Source organism: Klebsiella sp. 1SOBk10mer, assembly GCF_046602535.1.
Lineage (GTDB): Bacteria > Pseudomonadota > Gammaproteobacteria > Enterobacterales > Enterobacteriaceae > Klebsiella > Klebsiella quasipneumoniae.
Genome location: NZ_JBKIUP010000002.1, coordinates 725751 through 748210 on the forward strand (window position 1 = coordinate 725751; position 22460 = coordinate 748210).

General features: G+C 59.0%; 23 protein-coding genes. 7 read left to right on the forward strand and 16 right to left on the reverse strand.

Annotated features, from left to right (window positions below; all coding sequences use genetic code 11):
- Nucleotides 1-285: 285 nt before the first annotated feature.
- On the reverse strand, nt 286-1581 hold the full coding sequence (gene phoR, locus ACLH1I_RS09210) for a phosphate regulon sensor histidine kinase PhoR (RefSeq protein WP_017898936.1): 1296 nt from the start codon (nt 1579-1581) through the stop codon (nt 286-288).
- A 21-nt stretch (nt 1582-1602) separates the two neighbouring features.
- The gene (phoB, locus tag ACLH1I_RS09215; protein WP_004204861.1) at nt 1603-2292 is read right to left on the reverse strand and encodes a phosphate response regulator transcription factor PhoB; all 690 of its coding nucleotides are present in this window, start codon (nt 2290-2292) and stop codon (nt 1603-1605) included.
- A gap of 182 nt (nt 2293-2474) precedes the next feature.
- Between phoB and sbcD the strand changes: the two genes are divergently transcribed.
- Both sbcD and sbcC read left to right on the forward strand, forming a co-directional pair.
- Complete coding sequence (gene sbcD / locus ACLH1I_RS09220; protein WP_135731589.1) at nt 2475-3680, forward strand: exonuclease subunit SbcD; 1206 nt, start codon at nt 2475-2477, stop codon at nt 3678-3680.
- Nucleotides 3677-6820, forward strand: coding sequence for an exonuclease subunit SbcC (gene sbcC / locus ACLH1I_RS09225; protein WP_198079550.1), 3144 nt, complete (start codon nt 3677-3679; stop codon nt 6818-6820). The genes sbcD and sbcC overlap by 4 nt, the downstream gene beginning before the upstream one ends.
- Nucleotides 6821-7019: 199 nt before the next feature.
- Here the strand turns inward: sbcC and mak are convergent, their stop codons facing one another.
- Nucleotides 7020-7934: a fructokinase gene (gene mak, locus ACLH1I_RS09230; protein ID WP_004204864.1), complete on the reverse strand. Its 915-nt coding sequence runs from the start codon at nt 7932-7934 to the stop codon at nt 7020-7022.
- Between the two features lie 91 nt (nt 7935-8025).
- Between mak and rdgC the strand changes: the two genes are divergently transcribed.
- Complete coding sequence (rdgC, locus tag ACLH1I_RS09235; RefSeq protein ID WP_002890285.1) at nt 8026-8937, forward strand: recombination-associated protein RdgC; 912 nt, start codon at nt 8026-8028, stop codon at nt 8935-8937.
- Between the two features lie 72 nt (nt 8938-9009).
- On the opposite strand, the gene ppnP is transcribed toward rdgC, so the two are convergent.
- From ppnP to aroL, 4 genes are all read right to left on the reverse strand, one after another.
- A complete protein-coding gene (gene ppnP / locus ACLH1I_RS09240) occupies nt 9010-9294 on the reverse strand; it encodes a pyrimidine/purine nucleoside phosphorylase (protein WP_004204865.1) in 285 nt (94 codons plus the stop codon).
- A 77-nt stretch (nt 9295-9371) separates the two neighbouring features.
- On the reverse strand, nt 9372-10052 hold the full coding sequence (locus ACLH1I_RS09245; RefSeq protein ID WP_072096489.1) for an AroM family protein: 681 nt from the start codon (nt 10050-10052) through the stop codon (nt 9372-9374).
- Between the two features lie 249 nt (nt 10053-10301).
- Nucleotides 10302-10493, reverse strand: a complete 192-nt coding sequence (locus ACLH1I_RS09250) for a YaiA family protein (protein WP_002890278.1) — start codon at nt 10491-10493, stop codon at nt 10302-10304.
- A gap of 71 nt (nt 10494-10564) precedes the next feature.
- The gene (aroL, locus tag ACLH1I_RS09255) at nt 10565-11098 is read right to left on the reverse strand and encodes a shikimate kinase AroL (RefSeq protein WP_023319827.1); all 534 of its coding nucleotides are present in this window, start codon (nt 11096-11098) and stop codon (nt 10565-10567) included.
- A 329-nt stretch (nt 11099-11427) separates the two neighbouring features.
- Here aroL and ACLH1I_RS09260 point away from each other — a divergent pair, with 329 nt between their 5' ends.
- Entirely contained in the window at nt 11428-12129 is a 702-nt protein-coding gene (locus tag ACLH1I_RS09260) for a DUF2076 domain-containing protein (RefSeq protein WP_004204868.1), read from the forward strand.
- Here ACLH1I_RS09260 and ACLH1I_RS09265 read toward each other — a convergent pair.
- The gene (locus ACLH1I_RS09265; protein ID WP_004204870.1) at nt 12126-12584 is read right to left on the reverse strand and encodes a YaiI/YqxD family protein; all 459 of its coding nucleotides are present in this window, start codon (nt 12582-12584) and stop codon (nt 12126-12128) included. The genes ACLH1I_RS09260 and ACLH1I_RS09265 overlap by 4 nt on opposite strands.
- Nucleotides 12585-12700: 116 nt before the next feature.
- On the opposite strand from ACLH1I_RS09265, the gene proC reads away from it, so the two are divergent.
- The gene (proC, locus tag ACLH1I_RS09270) at nt 12701-13510 is read left to right on the forward strand and encodes a pyrroline-5-carboxylate reductase (protein WP_004204871.1); all 810 of its coding nucleotides are present in this window, start codon (nt 12701-12703) and stop codon (nt 13508-13510) included.
- A 67-nt stretch (nt 13511-13577) separates the two neighbouring features.
- Here proC and ACLH1I_RS09275 read toward each other — a convergent pair whose 3' ends face one another.
- The 5 genes from ACLH1I_RS09275 to ACLH1I_RS09295 form a co-directional block, all read right to left on the reverse strand.
- Nucleotides 13578-13895, reverse strand: coding sequence for a PsiF family protein (locus ACLH1I_RS09275; RefSeq protein ID WP_004204873.1), 318 nt, complete (start codon nt 13893-13895; stop codon nt 13578-13580).
- A gap of 91 nt (nt 13896-13986) precedes the next feature.
- Complete coding sequence (gene phoA, locus ACLH1I_RS09280) at nt 13987-15417, reverse strand: alkaline phosphatase (protein WP_025999123.1); 1431 nt, start codon at nt 15415-15417, stop codon at nt 13987-13989.
- 89 nt (nt 15418-15506) lie between these two features.
- Nucleotides 15507-15767 carry an anti-adapter protein IraP gene (gene iraP, locus ACLH1I_RS09285; RefSeq protein WP_004204875.1) on the reverse strand — a complete coding sequence of 87 codons (261 nt, stop codon included), beginning with the start codon at nt 15765-15767 and terminating at the stop codon, nt 15507-15509.
- A gap of 301 nt (nt 15768-16068) precedes the next feature.
- Nucleotides 16069-17268 carry a multidrug efflux MFS transporter gene (locus ACLH1I_RS09290; RefSeq protein WP_004204877.1) on the reverse strand — a complete coding sequence of 400 codons (1200 nt, stop codon included), beginning with the start codon at nt 17266-17268 and terminating at the stop codon, nt 16069-16071.
- A 169-nt stretch (nt 17269-17437) separates the two neighbouring features.
- The gene (locus tag ACLH1I_RS09295; protein ID WP_198079549.1) at nt 17438-18121 is read right to left on the reverse strand and encodes an extensin family protein; all 684 of its coding nucleotides are present in this window, start codon (nt 18119-18121) and stop codon (nt 17438-17440) included.
- A gap of 99 nt (nt 18122-18220) precedes the next feature.
- On the opposite strand from ACLH1I_RS09295, the gene ddlA reads away from it, so the two are divergent.
- Entirely contained in the window at nt 18221-19318 is a 1098-nt protein-coding gene (gene ddlA, locus ACLH1I_RS09300) for a D-alanine--D-alanine ligase (RefSeq protein WP_004151348.1), read from the forward strand.
- A gap of 32 nt (nt 19319-19350) precedes the next feature.
- Here ddlA and ACLH1I_RS09305 read toward each other — a convergent pair whose 3' ends face one another.
- Entirely contained in the window at nt 19351-19554 is a 204-nt protein-coding gene (locus ACLH1I_RS09305; protein WP_004204881.1) for a DUF2754 family protein, read from the reverse strand.
- Between the two features lie 252 nt (nt 19555-19806).
- On the opposite strand from ACLH1I_RS09305, the gene ACLH1I_RS09310 reads away from it, so the two are divergent.
- Complete coding sequence (locus ACLH1I_RS09310; protein WP_017898944.1) at nt 19807-20109, forward strand: YaiY family protein; 303 nt, start codon at nt 19807-19809, stop codon at nt 20107-20109.
- On the opposite strand, the gene ACLH1I_RS09315 is transcribed toward ACLH1I_RS09310, so the two are convergent.
- Both ACLH1I_RS09315 and sbmA read right to left on the reverse strand, forming a co-directional pair.
- Nucleotides 20106-21212, reverse strand: a complete 1107-nt coding sequence (locus tag ACLH1I_RS09315; protein ID WP_017898945.1) for a DUF1615 domain-containing protein — start codon at nt 21210-21212, stop codon at nt 20106-20108. The two genes, ACLH1I_RS09310 and ACLH1I_RS09315, sit on opposite strands and share 4 nt — an antisense overlap.
- A gap of 18 nt (nt 21213-21230) precedes the next feature.
- A complete protein-coding gene (gene sbmA, locus ACLH1I_RS09320) occupies nt 21231-22451 on the reverse strand; it encodes a peptide antibiotic transporter SbmA (RefSeq protein WP_004204884.1) in 1221 nt (406 codons plus the stop codon).
- Between the last annotated feature and the right edge of the window lie 9 nt (nt 22452-22460).

The window sequence follows — 22460 nt, forward strand, 5'->3', positions numbered from 1 at the left end:
GAATTGTTTTTGGTATTACCACGCAAAAGCAGTCTGTCATCGACTGCGCAGGCGCAATTTAAACGCTTATAACGTTTTAAAGCAAGGCACGATCGCAAAAGCAGATGATTATGCTGGTTATCCTTTTCACACCAGAATCATTTACCATATTGATGGAAAACCCGTGGCTTATCATGCGAACAAAAAAGCAGCGCACGTTCATTAAATAGGCGAGGGGAAAATGACTGCCAATGAAAATGACCAGCCGAAGCTGGTCATTGGCAAGATAAGCTGACAGTGCGCCGCTCAGGTGTCGTTTCTGGCAATTAATCGTTCCGGGAGCAGGAAGCTAAAACGGGTTCCCTTGCCCACCGTACTCTCTATTTCCAGTCGGCTGTCATGATGGTTAACCGCGTGTTTGACAATCGCCAGCCCCAGGCCGCTGCCCCCCGTTTGCCGGGAGCGGGCTTTATCCACCCGATAGAAACGCTCGGTCAGACGAGGAATATGCTCCGGGGCAATGCCTGGCCCATTATCTTCGACGCTGAACAGCGCCCCCTGCGGCGTTCGCTGCCAGCTGACGCGAATTTCAGTGCCCGGCGGGGTGTGGTTCACCGCGTTATAAACCAGGTTAGAAATGGCGCTGCGCAGCTGCTCCTCGTTGCCCAGCACCTTGAGCTGCTCATCGACGGTAAAAAACAGCGTCTGCTTATCCTGGCTGAGGGTCTGCGCCTCGCGCTCCACCACCCGCAGCATCATCGGCACGTCGATGCGGTCATTCATCGCCAGCGCCGGCGCGGCTTCAATACGCGACAGCGTGAGCAGCTGCTTCACCAGCCCCTCCATACGCTGGGTTTGCTCACGCATGGTGTGCAGGGCCTTTTCACGGGTCGCCCCTTCCAGCACCTGCTCCTGCATCATCTCCAGATAGCCCTGCAGCACCGTCAGCGGGGTGCGCAGCTCATGGCTGACGTTAGCGAAGAAGTTACGCCGCGCCCCTTCCAGTTGATGCATCTGCGTCACGTCGCGCGCCACCATTAGCCACTGCTTGTCGCTGTAGGGCATCACGCGAATTTCCAGATGACGGGCATTATTCAGCACCAGATTGAGCGGTTTTGAAAAATCACGCTGTTTCAGGTAGGTGGCGAATTCAGGATAGCGCAGAAGGTTAAGAATGTTTTGCCCACTGTCGTCCGGCCAGCGCAGGTTTAAAATCTGCTGCGCCAGGCCATTACACCAGAAAATGGCTCCCTCCTCCGTGGTCAGGACCACCGCGTCCGGCAACGATTCCGCTCCACTGCGGAAGCGTTTAATCAGGCTTCCCAGCTCACGTCGACGCTTTTTATTACGCATCTGCATCTGGTGCAGACCATACAGCAGCGGCTCCCAGCTGCCGCGGCCGGGCGGAGGGGTCATGCTCCGGTCCACCCACAGCCACCACGACAGGCGCATCAAATTCCAGAAATGCCAGATCAGCAAACCGGTCACTGCCGCCAGTAAAAACCACGGCAAATGACCCACAAACGCCCCCAGAATCAGGGCCGGAATACACGCTAAAAAGAGCTCCAGCGCCAGCCTTTTCCATGACAGCCGTTCCAGCACGGGTCACACTCCTGTCAAAATTCAGAAACGGGCGGAGAAACGATACCCCGTGCCGCGAACCGTTTGCACCATCCGATCATGGCCACTGTGTTCCAGCGCTTTGCGCAGGCGACGAATATGGACGTCCACCGTGCGGTCTTCCACATAGACGTTGGTTCCCCAAACGTGGTTCAGCAGCTGCTCGCGGCTGTACACCCGCTCCGGATGGGTCATAAAGAAATGCAATAATTTAAATTCCGTTGGCCCCATGTCCAGCGGACTTTCGCCGGTCATCACCCGGTGCGATGAGGGATCGAGGCTCAGCCCCTGCATTTCAATCACCTCTTCCACCGCCATCGGCGAAATACGGCGCATCACCGCTTTGATTCTCGCCACCAGCTCCTTCGGTGAGAAAGGCTTGGTAATGTAGTCGTCCGCCCCGGTCTCCAGGCCGCGAACGCGATCCTCTTCTTCTCCGCGCGCGGTCAGCATCACCACCGGAATATCACGGGTCATCGCCTCGCGCTTGAGCAGCTTAATAAACTGCAGCCCCGAACCGCCCGGCAGCATCCAGTCAAGGAGAATCAAATCAGGCCAGGGTTCATTGAGTTGATTCACCGCGCTGTCATAATCTTCCGCTTCGACAGGCTGAAAGCCATTTTGCTCCAGAACAAAGCAGACCATTTCGCGGATTGGAGCTTCATCTTCAACGACCAGAATTCTTCTCGCCATTATTTACCCTGTGTTTTTTAGCCATCAGTATAGAAGTGCGGCGTCATTATGCGTCACTTTTGTGACAGATTTATGAAAAAAATGACCGTCTGATGATCGGGTATTTTGAAGCATGACGCGGACTTACCCCTCTCCGACAAATGATATACTGCCGCTCATGCTTTTTTCGCTAGGGAAGATTTATGCGCATCCTTCACACCTCCGACTGGCACCTGGGCCAGAATTTTTACAGCAAAAGCCGTGCGGCCGAACATGACGCCTTCCTGAGCTGGCTGCTGGCCCGCGCGCAGGAGCATGAAGTCGACGCCATCATCGTGGCCGGCGATATTTTTGATACCGGATCGCCGCCGAGCTACGCTCGCGAACTGTATAACCGCTTTGTCGTCCAGTTGCAGCAGACCGGCTGTCGCCTGGTGGTGCTGGCGGGCAACCACGATTCGGTGGCGATGCTCAATGAATCCCGCGATATCCTCGCCTTTTTACACACCACCGTCGTGGCGAACGCCGGCTGCCCGCCCATTGAGCTGCCGCGGCGCGACGGCACCCCTGGGGCTATCTTCTGCCCGGTGCCGTTTTTACGCCCGCGCGAGCTGGTCATCAGCCAGGCCGGCCACTCCGGTCGGGAAAAACAGCAGCAGCTGCTGCACGCCATCAGCGACTATTATCAGGAACAGTATCAGCAGGCCTGCGCGCTGCGCGGCGATCGCCCGCTGCCCGTCATTGCCAGCGGCCATCTGACCACCGTCGGCGCCAGCAAAAGCGATGCCGTTCGCGACATTTATATCGGCACGCTGGATGCCTTCCCGGCGCAGCACTTCCCCCCTGCCGACTACATTGCGCTTGGCCATATTCACCGGGCGCAGGTGGTCGGCGGCTGCGAGCACATCCGCTACAGCGGCTCGCCGCTGCCGCTGAGCTTTGATGAAACCGGCAAAGCGAAATCGGTGCATCTGGTGAGCTTTAGCGATGGGCGACTCAGCGCCGTGGAAACCCTCGAGGTGCCCGTCACCCAGCCGCTGGCGATCATCAAAGGCGATCTGGCCGGTATCACCGCCCAGCTGGAGCAGTGGCGCGGCGTTGAACAGGACCCGCCGGTGTGGCTGGATATCGAAATCACCACCGAGGAGTACCTGCACGATATTCAGCGTCAAATTCAGGCGCTGACGGAGGATCTGCCGGTGGAAGTATTGCTGGTGCGCCGCAGCCGCGAGCAGCGCGAGAAAATACTGCTCAACGCCCAGCGGGAGACCCTCAGCGAACTGAAGGTGGAAGAGGTGTTCGAGCGCCGGCTGGCGCTGACCGAGATTGACAATGAGAAGCGCGCCCGGCTGCACGAGCTGTTCGCCCATACGCTGCATACGCTCACCGCGGAGGACGAAAACGCATGAAAATCCTCAGTCTGCGTCTGAAAAACCTCAACTCCCTGAAAGGGGAATGGAAGATAGACTTTACCGCCGAGCCGTTCGCCAGCAACGGCCTGTTCGCCATTACCGGCGCCACCGGCGCCGGGAAAACCACCCTGCTCGACGCCATTTGCCTGGCGCTCTATCATGAGACGCCGCGCCTGAATAAAGTCTCCCAGTCGCAAAACGACCTGATGACCCGCGATACCGCCGAGTGTCTGGCGGAGGTGGAGTTTGAAGTGAAGGGCATCGCCTACCGCGCCTTCTGGAGCCAGAACCGGGCGCGTAACCAGCCGGATGGCAACCTGCAGGCGCCCCGCGTCGAGCTGGCGCGCTGCGCCGACGGCAAAATCCTCGCCGATAAGGTCTCGGATAAGCTGGAGCAAACCGCGACGCTCACCGGCCTCGACTATGGCCGCTTCACCCGCTCGATGCTGCTCTCCCAGGGACAATTTGCCGCCTTCCTGAACGCGAAGCCGAGCGATCGCGCGGAGCTGCTGGAGGAGCTGACCGGCACGGAAATCTACGGTCAGATTTCGGCGATGGTCTATGAGCAGCACAAAACCGCTCGCCATACGCTGGAGAAGTTCGAAGCCCAGGCGGCGGGCATCGTCCTGCTGACGGAGGCCCAGCAGCAGGCGCTGCAGGAAAGTTTGCAGGTGCTTACTGACGAAGAGAAAGGCCTGCTGGCGCAGCAGCAAAACCAGCAGCAGCAGCTCCAGTGGCTAACGCGCCGCGACGAGCTGGCGCAGCAGCAGCAGCAGGCGGTCAGCGGCCAGGAGCAGGCCCGCCAGGCGCTGACCGACGCCGCGCCGGCGCTGGCGAAGCTTGAGCTGGCCCAGCCCGCCGCCAAGCTGCGCCCCCTGTGGGAGCGCCATCAGGAGCACGCGGCAGGCCTGGAGCAAACCCGCCAGCGAATCAATGAAGTAAATGCTCGCTTACTTGCCAGCACGGCGCTGCGCGCGCGCATCCGCCGCAGCGCCCTGCACGCCCAGCAGCAGCGGCAGGCTGAACTGACCGATCTGGCGCAGTGGCTGGCGGCCCATGAGCGATTCCGCTTGTGGGGCCAGGAGATTGCCGGCTGGCGGGCGCAATTTTCGCAGCTAACGCGGGATAAACAGCAGCTGACGGCCCAGACCAGCCGCCTGGCCGCGCTGCGCCAGAAGCTGACCGCGCTGCCAGCCAGTCCTCTGTCGCTGAGCGCCGATGACGTTGCGGCGGCGATAGCGCAGCAAACCCAGTCGCGACCGCTGCGCCAGCGGCTGCTCTCCCTGCATGAACAGCATCAGCTGCTGCGCAAGCGTCTGCGCCAGAACGCCGAAAGCGTACAGCAGGCGCAGGCGGAGCAGGCAAAACTCAACGCTACCCTGGCGCAACGCCGGGCGCAGTACAAAGACAAAAACCAGCACTATCTCGACCTGAAAGCGCTCTGCCAGCGGGAAGAAACGATTAAAGATCTGGAAGATTACCGCGCCCGGCTTGAGGCGGGTAAGCCCTGCCCGCTGTGCGGCTCCTGTGAACATCCGGCGATTGAGCAATACGCCTCGCTAACAGTCACGGATAATCAGCGCCGCCGCGATGCGCTGGAAAAAGAGGTCGCCGCGCTAAAAGAAGAAGGTCTGCTGATCCTCGGGCAGGTCAACGCCCTGACGCAGCAGCTCCAGCGTGAGACCGAAGCGGCCGGGCGGCTCGCTGAGGAAGAGCAAGCGCTCACTAAAGCATGGCAGGAAACCTGCGCCTCTCTGCAGGTCACGCGGGATATTGCGCAAGAGATAAACGACTGGATCCAGGAGCAGGAGCGCTACGAGCAACAGCTCTACCAGCTCAGCCAGCGCCTGATGCTGCAGAGCCAGCTCAACGATCAGGAGGCGCTGGAGCGCCAGGCTCTGCAGCAGCTGACGGCCACGCGCCAGGGGCTGGAGAGCGCCCTGCAGGCCCTGACGCTGACCCTACCGGAAGAAGGGACAGAATCCGCCTGGCTGAACGCTCGCGAAAGCGAATTTTCCCAGTGGCAGGCGCAACAGACCCGGCATGGCGCCATTCAGGAGCAGATTGCCGCCCTGCAGCCGCTGCTGGAGACGTTGCCAGCCAGCGACGAAGCAGAGGCTGAAGCTGAAGCGGAACCGGCGATCCCCGACAACTGGCGCGCGATCCACGAAGAGTGCCTGGCGTTGCACAGCCAGCTTGTCGCCCAGCAGCAGCTGGAGACCGAAGAGAAGGCGCGCCTGGACCAGTCGCAGGCGCAATTTACCGCCGCCCTGGCCGCCAGCCGCTTTAACGATCGGCAGGCGTTCCTCGCCGCGCTGCTGGACGACGAGACCGCCCAGCGGCTGACGCAGTTAAAACAGACGCTGGAGCAGCAGCTTCAGCAGGCGACGGCGCTCTGCGAGCAGGCGACCCGGCAGCAGCAGGCGCACCTGGCGCTGCGTCCGCAAGGGACGGACGCGGACATCCCCGCCCTGCAAACTCAGCTGCACGACCTGGCCCAGCGGCTGCGGGACAACACCACCCGCCAGGGCGAGATCCGTCAGCAGCTCAGGCAGGACGCAGAGAGCCGTCAGCATCAGCAGGCGCTGGGGCGGCAGATTGCAGAGGCGGCGCAGCTGGCGGATGACTGGGGCTATCTCAACTCGCTGATCGGCTCCAGCACCGGCGATCGGTTCCGCAAATTCGCCCAGGGGCTGACGCTGGATAATCTGGTCTGGCTGGCAAACCAGCAGCTTAACCGCCTGCACGGGCGCTATCTGCTGCAGCGCAAAGCCAGCGAAGCGCTGGAGCTGGAGGTGGTCGATACCTGGCAGGCCGACGCCGTGCGCGACACCCGCACCCTCTCCGGCGGCGAAAGTTTCCTCGTCAGCCTGGCGCTGGCCCTGGCGCTGTCAGACCTGGTGAGCCATAAGACGCGGATTGACTCTCTGTTTCTTGATGAGGGCTTCGGCACCCTCGACAGCGAAACGCTGGACACGGCGCTGGACGCGCTGGATGCCCTCAACGCCAGCGGCAAGATTATCGGGGTGATCAGCCACGTGGAGGCGATGAAAGATCGCATTCCGGTGCAGATCAAAGTGAAGAAGATAAATGGCCTGGGCTACAGTCGGCTGGATAGAGCGTTTGCGGTGGAGTGAGGTCTGAGTCATTACGATGTTCCCTCACCCTAACCCTCTCCGGGGGGAGAGGGAACCGTCCGGCGCTGGTTTTCCGTTTCGTACGCTGTTGCGATTACCCCTCTCCCCGCAAGAGACCGGGGGTTCCTGCCACACCCCCAACCACCGACGCCGCCTTCCCCCTCTCCCTCCAGGAGAGGGCCGGGGTGAGGGGAGTGGTTCAGGTCCCCTGCAGCGGCCACAGCCATGCCGCGCCGCGTACTCCGCTGGAGTCGCCGTGCATCGCTTTACGGATCGGCGTTTCACACTCGCCGCCGAAGACCCACTGTTTCACCAGGTCCGGCACCGTCTGATAAAGCCGCTCGACGTTGCTCATCCCGCCGCCCAGCACGATGACGTCCGGATCGAGGATGTTCACCACGTGGGCGAGCGATTTCGCCAGCCGCTGTTCATAGCGGCTCAGCGCCAGTTCGGCTTTTTCGTCACCTTCACCCACCAGGCGCATAATCTCGCTGCCGCTTAACCCCTTGCCGCTCAGCCGCTGATAGTCAGTGGCAAAGCCGGTGCCGGAGATAAAGGTTTCGATACACCCCTGTTTACCGCAGTAGCAAGGCACTTCCGCACGGTAGCGCAGCTCATCGTCGTTCATCCACGGCAATGGGTTATGTCCCCACTCGCCGGCGTTACCGTTGCCGCCGATATGCGCCCGCCCGTTGAGCGCTACGCCCGCGCCGCAGCCGGTGCCGATAATAACCGCGAACACCGTTTGCGCCCCCGCCGCCGCGCCGTCCACCGCTTCCGACACCGCCAGACAGTTGGCGTCGTTAGCCAGCCGAACTTCGCGGTCAAGGCGCAGGCTGAGGTCCTTGTCAAAGGGCTGGCCGTTGAGCCAGGTCGAGTTGGCGTTTTTCACTACCCCGGTATAGGGCGAAATCGAGCCCGGGATCCCCATCCCCACGGTGCCACGCTGTCCGGTCGCCTGCTCGGCCATCGCCACCAGGGTAGCGATAGTCTCGATGGTTTGCCGGTAATCCTCCCGCGGCGTGGGTAACCGATGGCGAAACAACTGCTCTCCCTGGTCGCTCAGGGCTATCACTTCGGTTTTTGTACCACCTAAATCAATACCAATACGCACGCTCAGCTCCTCACCCCGATTAACAATGCAAGCATAGCGACAATTCGCTATCATGCCCGCCTGATTTAACGACAAAGCCGTGGAAATTATCATGCTGTGGTTCAAAAATTTAATGGTTTACCGTCTCAGCCGCGATATCGAATTGCGCGCCGAGGAGATGGAAAAACAGCTGGCCGAGCTGACATTTACCCCTTGTGGCAGCCAGGATATGGCGAAAACCGGTTGGGTATCGCCGATGGGATCGCACAGCGACGCGCTGACGCATACGGCGAACGGCCAGATCATTATCTGCGCGCGTAAAGAAGAAAAGATCCTGCCGTCGCCGGTGATCAAGCAGGCGCTGGAGGCGAAGATCCAGAAGCTCGAAGCCGATCAGGGGCGCAAGCTGAAGAAGACTGAGAAAGATTCCCTGAAAGATGAAGTGCTGCACTCGCTGCTGCCGCGCGCCTTCAGCCGCTTCAGCCAGACGATGATGTGGATCGACACCGTCAACGGCCTGATCATGGTGGACTGCGCCAGCGCGAAGAAAGCGGAAGATACCCTGGCCCTGCTGCGTAAAACCCTCGGCTCGCTGCCGGTGGTGCCGCTGACCCTGGAGAATCCGATCGAGCTGACGCTGACCGAGTGGGTCCGCTCCGGCACCGTAGCGCAGGGCTTCCAGCTGCTGGACGAAGCCGAGCTGAAAGCGATGCTGGAAGATGGCGGCGTGATCCGCGCCAAGAAGCAGGATCTGGTCAGCGACGAAATCGCTGTGCACATTGAGGCCGGGAAGGTCGTCACCAAGCTGGCGCTGGACTGGCAGCAGCGTATTCAGTTTGTGATCTGCGACGACGCGTCAATTAAGCGCCTCAAGTTCTGCGATGAATTACGCGACCAAAACGAAGATATCGATCGGGAAGATTTCGCCCAGCGCTTTGACGCCGACTTTATCTTAATGACCGGCGAACTGGCTGCCCTGATCCAAAGCCTGGTGGAAGGGCTCGGCGGCGAAGCGCAGCGCTAAGCGCCGCTTTCTTTCCTGCCTGGCAGGAAAGAAAAATACAACCCGGCGGCAAGCGCCGGGCGTTACGCTGACTTACAGATAGCGGCACAGATAGGAGGTTGGCTCAGCCACCTGCAGATGGAATTCGCTGTTGCCTGGCACATTGAAGGCTTCGCCGGCGGCGTAAACTTTCCACTCAGTCTCACCCGGCAGCAGGACATTCAGCGCCCCGCTGACCACCGTCATCTCTTCCGGCTGCGCCGTACCAAAGGTGTATTCCCCTTCCGCCATCACGCCAACGCTGGCGCGACCGGTACTGCTGCTGGTGAAGCCAATGGATTTCACTTTTCCGTCAAAGTATTCATTGCTTTGAAGCATAAACAAGCCCTTCTGATCGTCGTTGAAAGGCTCAATATAGGGGGCGCTCCTTGCCCCTGTCACGTGAAATTAACACATTAGACTAATAGTTCTGCCGCCAGTCGGGAAACCAGCACATTCGACAGCAAAACCGGGACATCAAGGGCTTTTTGTAACACATCGCGATGATGCTGATAGTAACCGAGACAGTCGAGGACCAGCACGTCGGCCCCCTGCTCCAGCAGCGCTTTACCGGCGGTTAACAGCTCACTGTCGCTACCGGTAAACGGGTTGGCCAACGCGTAGTACGGTGACTTCTCCAGTGAATGCCACTTTTGTCGCTGCATGGGCATGATCTCTTCCACCGGCACGATCACCCCGACCTGGTGCCCATCGACGATCGACGCCACCAGCGGCGGAATGATCCGCTGCGGCTCGAGGAGGATCGCGTGGTGGGTGGTAAAACCGGTCAGCTGTTCGGAGCTGAGCAGCAGGATCACATCAAAATGCTGTCGATCCAGCATGGCGATCACGCTGCGAACATCACGTTCAATTTTTTGTCGCGACACCATCACCAGCTGGTTATCGCTGAGCAAGGTCAACAGACCCTGTTCGCCGTCACCCACGGCGTACTCTGCCATCACGTCGTCACGCGTCATCTCGCCCAGCAGGCTGATGTGAGCGATCTGTTCTTCCCTGATATGTTCGGTCAGGAGCGGTAATACTCCCGCCAGCGGCACAACGCCGATGGTCAAAATTGCCATCGTTGCACTACTCATATCATGTACCTTTTCACTACCACTGCTTCAACACAGGCTTACCACACACAGCATTCGCCCCCTTGGTGAGTAAAAATCAACCGTCGAGAAGCGTAGCAGCTCCACGCCGCGGTTGAATGTAAAGATTACCGGGCAGCGGCGGCGTGCCTGAAAAATCCGTGTGTTAGAAATTCATTAGTACGACTGATAAATAAAAAATGTGAGATACGCCCGATATTGCCCGCAGGACAGGCAATCCGGGCTCAGGGGTTAAGACTTGTCGGGATCTTCATAACGCCGCTTGGCATCCACGGCTTCCTGCTCGGTAGGATGTTCGCTGATTAGCGAATCGGGCTCAGGATAGTCCGCGCGGAGTTGATACCAGGTCACCGTCTGACCCTGAGGACCTTTCTCTACCGCAACCACGCGCGCTTCTCTCGGATATGGGGGTCTGTTTGGCATAGTTCTTCCTTCTTCCGGTATCAGAACTATCAAGTATAGGCGCCCCTCGCCGCCTTAATGTAAGTAAATTCTTAACTTACCGGAGCTGCCGTCGCGCCGCACAGCATGGTCATAATTTGCTCCACCACCCGATCCGGGGAGGCTGTAGCATCGACAATATGATGGGCAGCATCACGGTATAACGCTTCACGCTGCGCCAGCACCTCGCCCACTTCCTCACGCACCGGTTTCCCGGTGAGCGTCGGCCGTTGTTCGGCTTTCGGGTAGGCTTCCAGACGGTCAATCAGCGCCGACACCGACGCCTGAAGATAAATCACCACGCCATTCTCCCGCATAAACTGACGGTTACATTCCGCGAGGATGATGCCGCCGCCGGTGGCGATCACCGTATTCGGCAGGGTCACGGCCTTTAGCGACAGGGTCTCCAGCTCGCGAAAGCGCGCCCACCCTTCCGCCTGCACGATCTCCGCCACCGTCCGCTGCTCATGGGCCTGCAGCCGATGATCGGTATCGGAGAACTGAAAATGTCGCGCTCGCGCCAGCGCATGGCCGACGGTGGTTTTACCGCAGCCGCGTGGCCCGATGAGAAAGATTGGCTGTGTCATAACCGAAGACCCCCTGGTTCCGTCTGTCGCAAAAAAAGGAAAACGAAAGAACGTATTATCGCTGTCTGTTCCGCAACGTATTCGTAAATAAAACGTTACACAACTTCTTTACACCCCATCACCGCAGTGAGGCAAAGGGCTCTTGATGTAAACTTATCATTGCATTTGGTGTTTAACCAGCTTTACTTTTCTGCCTGGCGTTATTTTTTATCCACTGCTGGCGTAAACGGTAACACATTTATGCATAGCTTTACGAAGCAACATATTTACAACATCGTGTTTCAGACGCACCCTGATGCCTATTCGACAGTGTGACAGAGGAATGTAACATGCAATCTGAAGAACAACGCCTTATTGATGGACTGTTTTCCCGGCTGAAAGAGGCTGAGGCGCACAGTGCATCGCGCGATGCCAGCGCCGAGGAGCGGATTGCCCAACACGTGAGCGCGCAGCCGGCTGCCCCCTACTATATGGCGCAAACCATCCTTATCCAGGAAGCCGCGATTAAACAGCTCAACGATCGCATCCAGGCGCTGGAGAGCCAGGTCAGCCAGCTGCAGGCGGCGAAGCCCAGCAGCGGCGGTTTCCTCTCCGGCCTGTTTGGCGGCGGCGGCTCGTCACGCGGTTCTGACCCGATCCCGGGCGCGGAGCAATACGGTCGCCCGCAGGCCAGCTCACAGCCGCAGTATGCCCCACAGCAGCAGCAGAGCTATGCCCCGCAGGCTGCCGCACGCGGCGGCGGCTTTATGGCGGGCGCGCTGCAAACGGCCGCAGGCGTAGCGGGCGGGGTGGTGCTGGGCAATATGCTGACCAGTATGTTCAGCGGCTCGCACCCGCAGGAGATTGTGAATATCATCGAAGAGAAGCCGCAGCCTGATGCTGACGCCCCCGCCGCACAGGAGACCGCCGCGGGTGACGATCCGTTCCGTCAGGGAGACGATCAGTTCCTTGCCGACAACACCTGGAACGACGACTTCGACGCCGGCTTTGGCGATGATGATATTGGCAGCGATGACGACAGTTGGGTTTAACCCTGCTGACGTTTAACCGCCAGCAACCACTTCTCCAGCTCGGCGGCAAACTGTTGCCGATCGCGCTGCGATAAACTATCCGGGCCGCCGGTCTGAACGCCGCTGGCCCGTAATGTCTCCATAAAATCCCGCATCGTCAACCGCTCGCGGATCGTCGCTTCGCTGTAGCGCTCTCCGCGCGGATTGAGCGCCGCCCCGCCCTTCGCCAGCACCTCCGCAGCCAGCGGAATATCGGCGGTGATCACTAAATCCCCCGCCGCGCACTGACGGACGATTTCGTTATCCGCCACGTCAAAACCCTGCTCAACCCGCAGGGTGCGGATGAAACGCGACGGCGGTACGCGCAGCGGCTGGTTCGCCACCAGCGTCAGCGGCGTCTGGGTCCGCTCTGCCGCGCGGAACAATATCTCTTTAATCACGTTCGGACACGCGTCTGCATCCACCCAAATGGCCATGCCAGCTCCTGTTACCTGCAATAAGTGTCGCCAATGTTACCTGCTTTTCTCCCCCATGAAAGCGCCAGGATGATAAGCTAATCAGATCGTAACGAAAAAAGCAGAGGGGAATGGTGATGGATAAGAAAATTGGCTTTATCGGCTGCGGCAATATGGGTAAGGCCATTCTGGGTGGACTGATCGCCAGCGGCCAGGTACAGCCGGGACAAATTTGGGTCTACACCCCGTCGCCGGACAAGGTTGCGGCTCTGCGCGACCAGTACGGCATCAACGCCGCCGATAGCGCCCAGGAAGTGGCGCAAATTGCCGATATCGTCTTCGGCGCGGTGAAGCCGGGGATCATGACCAAAGTGCTGGGCGATATCGCCTCCAGCCTGAATAAAGAGTCGCTGGTGGTCTCCATCGCCGCCGGCGTCACGCTTGACCAGCTGGCGCGCGCGCTCGGCCACGATCGCAAAATTATTCGCGCGATGCCCAATACCCCGTCGCTGGTTAACGCCGGCATGACCTCCGTTACGCCAAACGCGCTGGTGAGCAGCGAAGATGTGGCCGAAGTGTTGACCATTTTCCGCTGCTTTGGCCAGGCGGAGCAAATTGCCGAGCCGATGATCCATCCGGTGGTGGGTGTGAGCGGCTCCGCGCCGGCCTATGTCTTCATGTTTATCGAAGCGATGGCCGATGCCGCCGTCCTCGGCGGGATGCCGCGCGCCCAGGCCTACAAATTCGCCGCGCAGGCGGTGATGGGCTCTGCCAAAATGGTGCTGGAGAGCGGTGAGCATCCGGGAGCGCTGAAAGATATGGTCTGCTCTCCTGGCGGGACCACCATCGAAGCCGTGCGCGTGCTGGAAGAAAAAGGCTTCCGCTCCGCGGTGATCGAAGCCATCAGCCAGTGCATGGAAAAATCAGAGAAGCTGAGCCGCTCCTGAAGCTGAGCTGGCGGGCTGCAAGCCCTGAGAGGTCAAAGAACAAGGGAGCGCGTGCGCTCCCTTTTTTTCAGGCTTTCTTCAGGCAGCTACTCATGAAGGTACTGCGTTCATCGCCCTTCAGTGATTTTGCCGAAGCCGCTTTGTTGCAGTCGCTCATCTTCTGCTGTTGGGGCGTGAGGGGCTTTCCTTGCGAGGTCGTGGTCTCTTTTTTGAGGCACTGACTCATAAAGGTTTTGCGCTCCTCCCCTTTCAGCGTTTTGGCTGACGCTTGCTGATTGCAGTCCGTCATCCTTTGCTGCTGAGGAGTGGGCGTTTTTTCTGCCGCGCCAACCGCGCTGATAAAGATCAAGCCAAACAGTAGGGTCATCAGTAAGGTTATTTTCATCGCACCATCCTTCTGTGAGTGGATCGTTGTAAGTCTGGACGCAGATAGAAAAAAAACCAGCCGGTGACGCGATTTCGCCACCGGCAGCGACTTATTTCAGACTCAGGGCAGCTTTCATAGTTGAGAAGAGGTCGGTCTGATCGGTCAGGCCGACGACGTTAGCCGCATGCGGACCGTAGGCCGCAATGCGCAGCTGGGTGCCGGTGTGCTCCATCGACTCTTCCTCTGAGTTGCCGTAGCTCATGACCATCACTGCGCCATCGTGAGTATTCAGAGCCTGAGTCAGGCCCGGGGCTTTGCTATCCGCCGGGATGATCTGGCTGGCGTGCGCATGGTCGGCGGTGACGATCACCAGGGTATTGCCGTCTTTTTTGGCAAATTCCAGCGCCTTCTGCACCGCCTCGTCGAGATCAACCGTTTCGCCGATCTGGCCGCACGGATTCGCCGCATGATCCTGCTTATCGATGGAGGCACCTTCCACCTGCAGGAAGAAGCCTTTCTCGTGGCGGCTCAGCAGGTCAATCGCTTTCTCCGTCATCTGCGCCAGCGTCGGCACCGAGGCGTCGCGTTTCGGGTTTGGGGTACAGGTTACCGGCGGCTTATCGATATTACCGTGATAAGACGCCTTGGGCCCTTCCCAGCGTACCGGCATATTGCCGTCGGCGAAGAGTCCCAGCAGCGGTTTATCCTGGCTGGCTTCCGTCGCGGCGGCAAGAGAGGCCGCGTCGGTCACAATCTGGTAGCCGCGCGCTTCCGCCTGCTCACGCAGGGTTTTGCCCTGCCACTCGCCCGCCGTCGCCGTTTCGGCAAAAGTCTTCGCGCCGCCGCCCAGGGTGACATCCGGCCGGGCGTTCAGCAGCTGTTCGGTAATGGAGCCTTTGCCCCCTTTCTCCAGCGCATTGCTGGGGCATTTTTCGCTGGTAACCGTAGGGCCGTAGCATTTACGCGATGTCACATGCGCCACCAGCGCCGCGGGGGTAGCGTCCTGCAGCTCGGCGGTGGAAACGTTGCCGGTGGCCAGTCCCGCCGCTTTCGCCAGTTCGAGGATGGTCTGATGCGCGTTCTCATGAATATCGACGCCCAGCGCGCCGTTATAGGTCTTCACGCCGGTGGTCCAGGCGGTGGCGGAGGCCGCCGAGTCGGTGACGTAGTCCGGTTTACCGGTTTTTTTATCCAGCGAATAGTGCGTGTACTGCCCGGTTAACGGCAGGGCGTCAATGCCTTTAAAGAAACCGCCCGCCCCTTCCGCATAATTTCGCGCAGCGGTAATTTCAGAATCGCCCATCCCATCGCCAATCAGCAAGATAATGTTTTTGGCCGGCTTATTGATTATCGAGGCGCGCAGCGCTTCGGTTTGATCGCCCGTTAAACGACGCGCGCCGCCGGGAGTGGTGATATCTCCCTGGGCAGCGCGATTTTCCAGAACCGGCGCGGTCGTGGTTTCCGCATGAATAACCGGCGAGCCCAGCAGAGGCAGCAGGGCAATAAACAGGGCGCTTAATTTCACTTTTGTCATCTCCATGTAAAAAATACTTAAAAAAACAAAACGTGGGAGACTTTATAAAAGGGAGATGACAGAAAAATGACGGCATCCTTGTCGCGTCGCAAAGATTAGCTACGAGGATGCCGCAACAGCTTCTTTAGATATTGCTGCAGCAGGATGGCATCCTGGTCGTTGACCGGCGGACAAGGCGTCACCTGGTCTATCGCCTGCTCAATATCCTGAATCAATGCCTGCTGGGCATCGTGCTCCATATGGCGCAATAATGCGGTGACCACGATCTCCAGCGCTTCAACCTGCACCGTCAGTTCCTTTGCTTCTTCTTCTTTTTGCGCCAGTTTAACCAGTAACTCAGCAATGAGATTCTTCATAGCACCAGTTCCTTATGCGAGGCCTGTTTTTCGATTGAGATGTCATACCTGATGACGGACCCCAGAATTACTTAAAATAAGAATCGTCGCAACACCCAATATACAGCGAAACGTTTTACCACAACAAAATACCACTATAAATAGTATTGTTTAATCACAACCGGGGCTGTTTATAACTAAATGATGTCGGAAATAATAAAATGGAATAGCGCTCACGCAATGGCGATAACAAAAAGTAATGGTAAATCGACCGACGTTGAATAACGCTGACGGTATTGCGTTAAATACCGTCAGCAGAGGTTCAGGCATTCGCCCGGCGGGTACGGCGCAGCATCCATGCCAGTTGCCAGAGGTTAATGAAAACGATAATGGCGGTAGCAATAAACACCCAGCGGAAGCCGGCCATCGCTGATACGGAAGCGCCAATTAGCGGCCCGGCGACGTTGCCAAGATACATAAACGACTGGTTATAGCCAAAGATGCGCCCGGTGACGCTGTCGCTGCTGTATTTCAGCAGCAGGGTCTGCACCGCCGGAAGCATCGCGCCATCGGCAAAGCCGAGCAGAAAACGCAGCGTACCTAATTGCAGCGGGGTGGTGACAAAGGACATGGCGAAGAACATCACCACCGCGCAGCAGAGCGTCGCCAGCAGGATCCGTGAGGTGCCGATGCGGTCGCCAAGCTTACCCAGCCGTGGCGCAGAGATCAGCGCCGACACCCCGGGCACCGCGGCGATCATCCCGGCCAGAAAAGCGATATTGTTGCTGTCCGGCGCCATCGACTTGATAAACAGCGCCAGAATCGGGCCGATTGAGCCGTTGCACAACTGGATCACCAGAGTGGTGAAAAAGAGGCTGATTACCAGCCCCGGATAGGGCAAGGAGGCAAAGACCTGTTTCCCGGTGAGACGATCGCTTTTGCTGACCTGCGGGCGAACGCCCTCTTTAATCAGAAACAGGGTCACCAGAAAACTGATGGTCAGCAGGATCGCCGTAATAAAAAAGACCATTCGCAGCCCGACGTGGTCCGCCAGGAAGCCGCCCAGCAGCGGCCCGCCGATCACGCCGCTGATTTGCGCCGTCGACAGGGTGCTCAGCGCCCAGCCGCTGCGCTCGCGCGGCACCTGGGAGGCCACCAGCGCCATGGCGTTAGGGATATAACCGGAGGTTAAGCCCATGATCGCCCGCAGGATAAACAGCTGCCAGACGTTGGTGGCGAAGGCCTGCAGTAAAATGGCAATCGCCATTCCCAGCGAGGCGCGCAGCAGCATCAGCTTGCGGCCTTTGCGGTCCGCCAGGCTCCCCCACATCGGCGAGACGATCGCCGAGACCAGGAAGGTGACGCTGAAGGTCAGCCCCGACCACATCGACAGCGCTTCATGCGAGGTGACGCCCAGCTGGGAGACGTAGAGCGGTAAAAAGGGGAGAATTTGACTGATCGCCAGGCCGGTAAAAAAGCAACCAAACCAGACGGAGATAAGATTAACCTTCCAGGATTCCATAACTACGCGTATACATTAATGATTTGCCAATTATTACCTAGCTTAGCAATTTCATTGCACTGGTGTACTACCATAGATGCGCTGGCGGTGAGTTTGGTGTTTTATGACTGCGCATGAGAGGCTGACGAAGCATTTTCTGGTCATTCAGGCTGCTCACAGGGCTTTATGCTCAAAAGCAGAAGCCCTGCCCGCGCATTCCAAAGTGAAAATGGTTGGCGTGCGCCGCGTTGTACTCCGGCCCCAGCGCGTTGCCGAAGTAAGGGCAGCTGTTGCTTAACAGCGCCGCCAGCCAGGGGTGAGAGCGAGCTCTGCGCCAGCCCTGCAGGACGCTGATGCGTCTGCCGTCCGTCAGGCGGAAGCCGCTAACATCAAGGGCATCCGCCGTCGCGTGTTCACTACGCCGCGCCTGTTCCCGATGGTAGATATTGCGGCAGGCGAAGCTGCCGAGATGATCGATCTGGCGCAGATCGCTGGCCATCAGCTGACGGGTTAGCGGCTTCGCCTGTTGCTCGACGTACAGCGCGCTGCTGAGCGCCAGCGGGCAGCTGGCGAGGAAACTACTGCTCAACTGCACCGAGCCAAAATTAGCCACCCGCACCACGTTACGCAGCGGGCAGGCGCCCTCGCTGTCGGCCACCGGCTGGCTGGCGATGAGCCGCCGGCGGTTGGCCTCCGCCAGCAGGGAGGCGCACTGGTCGGCCGTCAGGCTGCGCAGCTTGAACGACGTCAGCCAGCCCGGGGGATCGTCAAGGGCCATCGGCGCCAGCGGATTCAGGTGTGGCGGCAGATAACGATATCCCACAAGGCCCGCGCCGAGCAGCCCGGCCAGCACCAGCAGCGTCTTTCCTCTCACGCCCGCTCCCGTCAATTGATCAGGTAAATATTATGGCAGGCAGGCGGCGGTTTCACATGGTATGTTATGCCCTTTGATGTAATCTGGATGGAAGTTGAAATGGCAAAGATGAGGGTTGGGATCGTTTTTGGCGGTAAGTCGGCAGAGCATGAAGTGTCGCTGCAGTCAGCGAAGAATATCGTGGAAGCGATTGATAAATCACGCTTCGATGTGGTTCTGTTGGGGATTGATAAACAGGGGCTATGGCACATCAACGACGCCGGCAACTACCTGCTCAACGCTCAGGATCCTGCCCGCATCGCCCTGCGCCCTTCAACGGTGACCCTGGCGCAGATCCCGGGCCGCGAGGCGCAGCAACTGATTAACGCCGAAAGCGGTCAGCCGCTGGCGGCCATCGATGTAATTTTCCCCATCGTCCACGGCACGCTGGGCGAAGACGGTTCCCTGCAGGGGATGCTGCGCATGGCCAATCTGCCTTTCGTCGGATCCGATGTGCTGGGCTCTGCGGCCTGTATGGACAAAGATGTGACCAAACGCCTGCTGCGCGACGCCGGTCTCGCCGTCGCACCGTTTATCACCCTGACCCGCGCCAACCGCGCGCAGTTCAGCTTTGCCGATGTCGAAGCGAAGCTGGGCCTGCCGCTGTTCGTTAAGCCGGCCAACCAGGGATCGTCGGTTGGCGTCAGCAAAGTTAAAAACGAAGAGCAGTACCATCAGGCGGTGGCCCTGGCCTTTGAATTTGACCATAAAGTGGTGGTGGAGCAAGGCATTAAAGGGCGGGAAATTGAGTGTGCGGTGCTGGGTAACGACCATCCGCAGGCCAGCACCTGCGGTGAAATTGTCCTCAACAGCGAGTTTTACGCTTACGACACCAAGTATATCGACGACCAGGGCGCGCAGGTGGTGGTCCCGGCCGCTATCGCCCCGGAGATCAACGACAAGATCCGCGCTATCGCGGTGCAGGCCTACCAGACCCTGGGCTGCAGCGGCATGGCCCGCGTCGACGTCTTCCTCACCGCCGACAACGAGGTGGTGATCAACGAGATCAACACCCTGCCGGGCTTCACCAATATCAGTATGTATCCGAAGCTGTGGCAGGCCAGCGGCCTCGATTACACCAGTCTGATCACCCGCCTGATTGAGCTGGCGCTGGAGCGCCATGCCGCGGACCGGGCGCTGAAAACCTCCATGAACTAAAACGCGTTTTACCCCGCCTGGCAGCGGCGGCCTCAGGCCTCTTCTGCCGGGCGGCGGCGGATCACAAAGCCCGCAATCCAGAAGCTTATCACCCAGGTGACCAGACCGACGGCGTAGGATTGCCAGCCCTGCGTCTCAAACCCCAGCAGCCCCACCACGCCATTAAGAATAAAAATTAACCCCAGCGCCACCGCGTAGTAGTGCCAGTCGCGGCGAATTTTATCAGTGAGCTTCATGCGGCCTCCAACAGCAAAAAACGCATCTTCGCATAGCCGCCCGCGGCGGTCTGTAGCGATATGGAGAATGTTGCTGGATTGCGACGCCGGTCTCCCTTTTCCCTTCCTGTGGCGCGGTTAACACAACGGCGAAAACAGGATTATTCCTGGAGGGCAATTACCAGCAATCTGATACTGGCGACGGCGTCGCACTGCCAGAATACCTGCCATAGAGCTGGAGAAAAAACCAGCAGTACAGAGGTGGGAGGGCCTATGGCTGAATTCAGTTTTTCAAAATCGCTTTTGGGAAATAAAAAAAGAGGGGCGCTGACCGGCAGCCATGTCGCCTACGGGCTGTTCGTGCTGATCTGCTGCTGGGCCGGCGCGCAGATGCTCAGCATGCTGATCCACGCCCCGGGGGTGTTTGAGCGCCTGATGCAGGCCCAGGACGCCAGCCGTCCGCAGGTCGACATCAGTCTCGCCGTTGGCACCCTCTTTGGCCTGATCCCTTTCCTGGTCGGCTGCGCGTTCATCGGGCTGCTGGCGATCATTGTACGCTGGCGTCGGCGCCGTTAACGCCGCGCCATACAGCTTGCCCGCCGCTCATCGACCCGTTTCGCAAACCACGCCGTCGTCAGATTACGGGTGATTTTCGGACTCTCAAGCTGGATCCCCGGCAACATCTCCCGCGGCAGGGTTTTGCCCGCTTTTTTATCAGCGAGACGGAAAACCTGTTGATAGAGGTCGGTCTTCTCAAACGCCAGGCTGTCGCCCTTTTTCAGCTGGCTGTGGATCTCGCTGTCGCTCATCCCCAGCTGGCCCGCCAGGCGACGTACCGCCAGCTCGGTGCTGCCCGGCTCATCGCTGTCATAGCGGATAAGGTCGCCGTCGAGCGCCAGTTTCACCCCGCTGGCTTTCACCACCGCGTTCTGGAAGGCGGCGTTACGGCTGGCATACCAGCCGGCGTTAAAGTCGGCAAAACGGTACAACGGCACGCTGTAGCTGGCCGGGTAGTTCAGCAGATGATAGGTACCAAACCACAGGCCGCCGCGCAGGCTGAAGACCTCCTGGCGCACCGTACCGTTCATTTTCCACGGGTAGCCGGAGGTATGCTGCTCAGCAAAGGCGATGCTGACCTGCATTGGGCCGCCGGTGTGCACCGGGTTCAGGGAGCCGAACAGCTTCTGCCCCATCGGCACCATCCCGATAAAGTCATCAAAAATAGCGCTCAGCTGCTTTTCCGTCTTCACGTTGTCCAGACGGTCGCTGTAGCTTTTGCCGTTTGGCGAGGTGATCTTCAGCGCGGTATGGACCAGAAACAGCGGAATGTGCATTTTTTCCGCCCGGCGGTCGATCTCCTGCCAGGCGATTTTATTCAGCCCCGGCACCACCGGATCGGACTGATAATTGGACTCCTGCTGCGCGACCGCCAGCACCGAGCAGACGTTCTCTTCCGTCGGCGCCAGCTTCTGGCTGTCAAAGGCGGTGGCGATGGCTTGCGCCCAGGCCTCCCGATCCTTGACGCTGGCGGGCATTTTCTGCCGCACCACCGACGCCACGTCAACGGGCTTCTCACCCTCTTTCAGCACCGGCGCCTGCTGGCTGGTACAGGCGCTGAGCACCACGGCCGCCAGCAGCGTCAATGAACCGGGTATAATGCGCGATAAACGTGCGGCCATCCTGCTTCCTTGTCTTGATTAACGTAATGTCGGGATCGCTTCCTGCAGCGGCTTGCCGTCCAGTTCGCGCTCAAAGCTGCGCAGACGTTTGTAGATGGACATCAGTTCCACCAGCGTCGTCCACGAGCTGATCAGGTACTGGAACGAACCGCGCACCTGGCCGAAAACGTTGGTAATTTGCGTCATCAGCCCAAGGGTAATCGTACCGGCAACGATCGACGGAAACAGCAGGAAAAGGCCGAAAACGTTATCCACCTGCAGATAGAGAATGCGGGCAATATTGAAGTACATATAGTGAAAATAGAGACGGAAATAGTTGCGACGCACCGCGCTGAACAGCTCGCGCACCGTCGGCGGCGTGGCGCGGGTTTCATCGTCCTCGCCGTAGACCAGCTCTTTACGATAGGCCGCTTCCACGCGCTGGTTTTTAAACTCCAGACCCGGCAGCTTAATCCCCACCACCGCCAGCAGGCCGGTCCCCATCAGCGACCAGACGATCGCGGCAATCACCAGGCCATACGGCAAGTGACCGACGATGGGCAGGTCGGGAACGTGTTCGGAGAGCGTCACCAGCACCGGCAGGAAGGCAATCAGGGTCATCACCGCGTTGATAAAGCTCACGCCCATATCTTCCAGGGTGGAGGCAAAGCGCATGGTATCTTCCTGCACACGCTGCGCGGCGCCTTCGATATGGCGCAGATGCTGCCAGTGGGCCATGTAGTGTTCGTTCATCGCCGTGCGCCAGCGGAAGACGTAGTGGCTGACGAAAAAGTTGTTCATCACGCCGATGATCACCGCGATGAGCGCGATGCCGAGAAAGATGCCGATCTCATGATAAAACTGGTTGATACTGACCTTATGCGGGGTGGCCAGCGCGCTCTGGATCAGATCATAGAACGGCGCATACCAGGCGTTGATCGCCACCCCCACTTCCACCAGAAACCAGGTGACGAAGATGATGAGCGACGTGCCGAGAATCGACCAGTACTGCCAGCGATGCGGGCAGTAGACAAACCAGAACAGCGCAAACACGCCGACGCAAAACAGATAGTAAGCGTAGAACACCAGATAGTTGAGCGACCAGAAGCGCGCCGCGCTGATCGCCACATCCTTCGATGCCCCGGTGACCCGCAGCAGCCAGTCGCCGCCGCCCGCCTGCCAAAAGATCACCGCCAGCAGCGACCAGATAAAGGCAGAAATAAAAAACGGCCCCGGTTTGGGGAAAAAAGATTTAAACATCATTGTCTC

Bases quoted from the DNA above. Each gene is read 5' to 3' on its own strand.
- ppnP (WP_004204865.1), bottom strand. From the start codon at position 9,294: ATGCTTCAAAGCAATGAATACTTTGACGGAAAAGTGAAATCCATTGGC.
- proC (WP_004204871.1), top strand. From the start codon at position 12,701: ATGGATAAGAAAATTGGCTTTATCGGCTGCGGCAATATGGGTAAGGCC.
- phoB (WP_004204861.1), bottom strand. From the start codon at position 2,292: ATGGCGAGAAGAATTCTGGTCGTTGAAGATGAAGCTCCAATCCGCGAA.
- ACLH1I_RS09310 (WP_017898944.1), top strand. From the start codon at position 19,807: ATGGCTGAATTCAGTTTTTCAAAATCGCTTTTGGGAAATAAAAAAAGA.
- ACLH1I_RS09275 (WP_004204873.1), bottom strand. From the start codon at position 13,895: ATGAAAATAACCTTACTGATGACCCTACTGTTTGGCTTGATCTTTATC.
- iraP (WP_004204875.1), bottom strand. From the start codon at position 15,767: ATGAAGAATCTCATTGCTGAGTTACTGGTTAAACTGGCGCAAAAAGAA.
- ACLH1I_RS09265 (WP_004204870.1), bottom strand. From the start codon at position 12,584: ATGGCCATTTGGGTGGATGCAGACGCGTGTCCGAACGTGATTAAAGAG.
- ACLH1I_RS09315 (WP_017898945.1), bottom strand. From the start codon at position 21,212: ATGGCCGCACGTTTATCGCGCATTATACCCGGTTCATTGACGCTGCTG.
- aroL (WP_023319827.1), bottom strand. From the start codon at position 11,098: ATGACACAGCCAATCTTTCTCATCGGGCCACGCGGCTGCGGTAAAACC.
- ACLH1I_RS09245 (WP_072096489.1), bottom strand. From the start codon at position 10,052: ATGAGTAGTGCAACGATGGCAATTTTGACCATCGGCGTTGTGCCGCTG.
- rdgC (WP_002890285.1), top strand. From the start codon at position 8,026: ATGCTGTGGTTCAAAAATTTAATGGTTTACCGTCTCAGCCGCGATATC.
- ddlA (WP_004151348.1), top strand. From the start codon at position 18,221: ATGGCAAAGATGAGGGTTGGGATCGTTTTTGGCGGTAAGTCGGCAGAG.
- sbcD (WP_135731589.1), top strand. From the start codon at position 2,475: ATGCGCATCCTTCACACCTCCGACTGGCACCTGGGCCAGAATTTTTAC.
- ACLH1I_RS09305 (WP_004204881.1), bottom strand. From the start codon at position 19,554: ATGAAGCTCACTGATAAAATTCGCCGCGACTGGCACTACTACGCGGTG.
- ACLH1I_RS09260 (WP_004204868.1), top strand. From the start codon at position 11,428: ATGCAATCTGAAGAACAACGCCTTATTGATGGACTGTTTTCCCGGCTG.
- sbcC (WP_198079550.1), top strand. From the start codon at position 3,677: ATGAAAATCCTCAGTCTGCGTCTGAAAAACCTCAACTCCCTGAAAGGG.
- ACLH1I_RS09250 (WP_002890278.1), bottom strand. From the start codon at position 10,493: ATGCCAAACAGACCCCCATATCCGAGAGAAGCGCGCGTGGTTGCGGTA.
- ACLH1I_RS09290 (WP_004204877.1), bottom strand. From the start codon at position 17,268: ATGGAATCCTGGAAGGTTAATCTTATCTCCGTCTGGTTTGGTTGCTTT.
- phoA (WP_025999123.1), bottom strand. From the start codon at position 15,417: ATGGAGATGACAAAAGTGAAATTAAGCGCCCTGTTTATTGCCCTGCTG.
- sbmA (WP_004204884.1), bottom strand. From the start codon at position 22,451: ATGTTTAAATCTTTTTTCCCCAAACCGGGGCCGTTTTTTATTTCTGCC.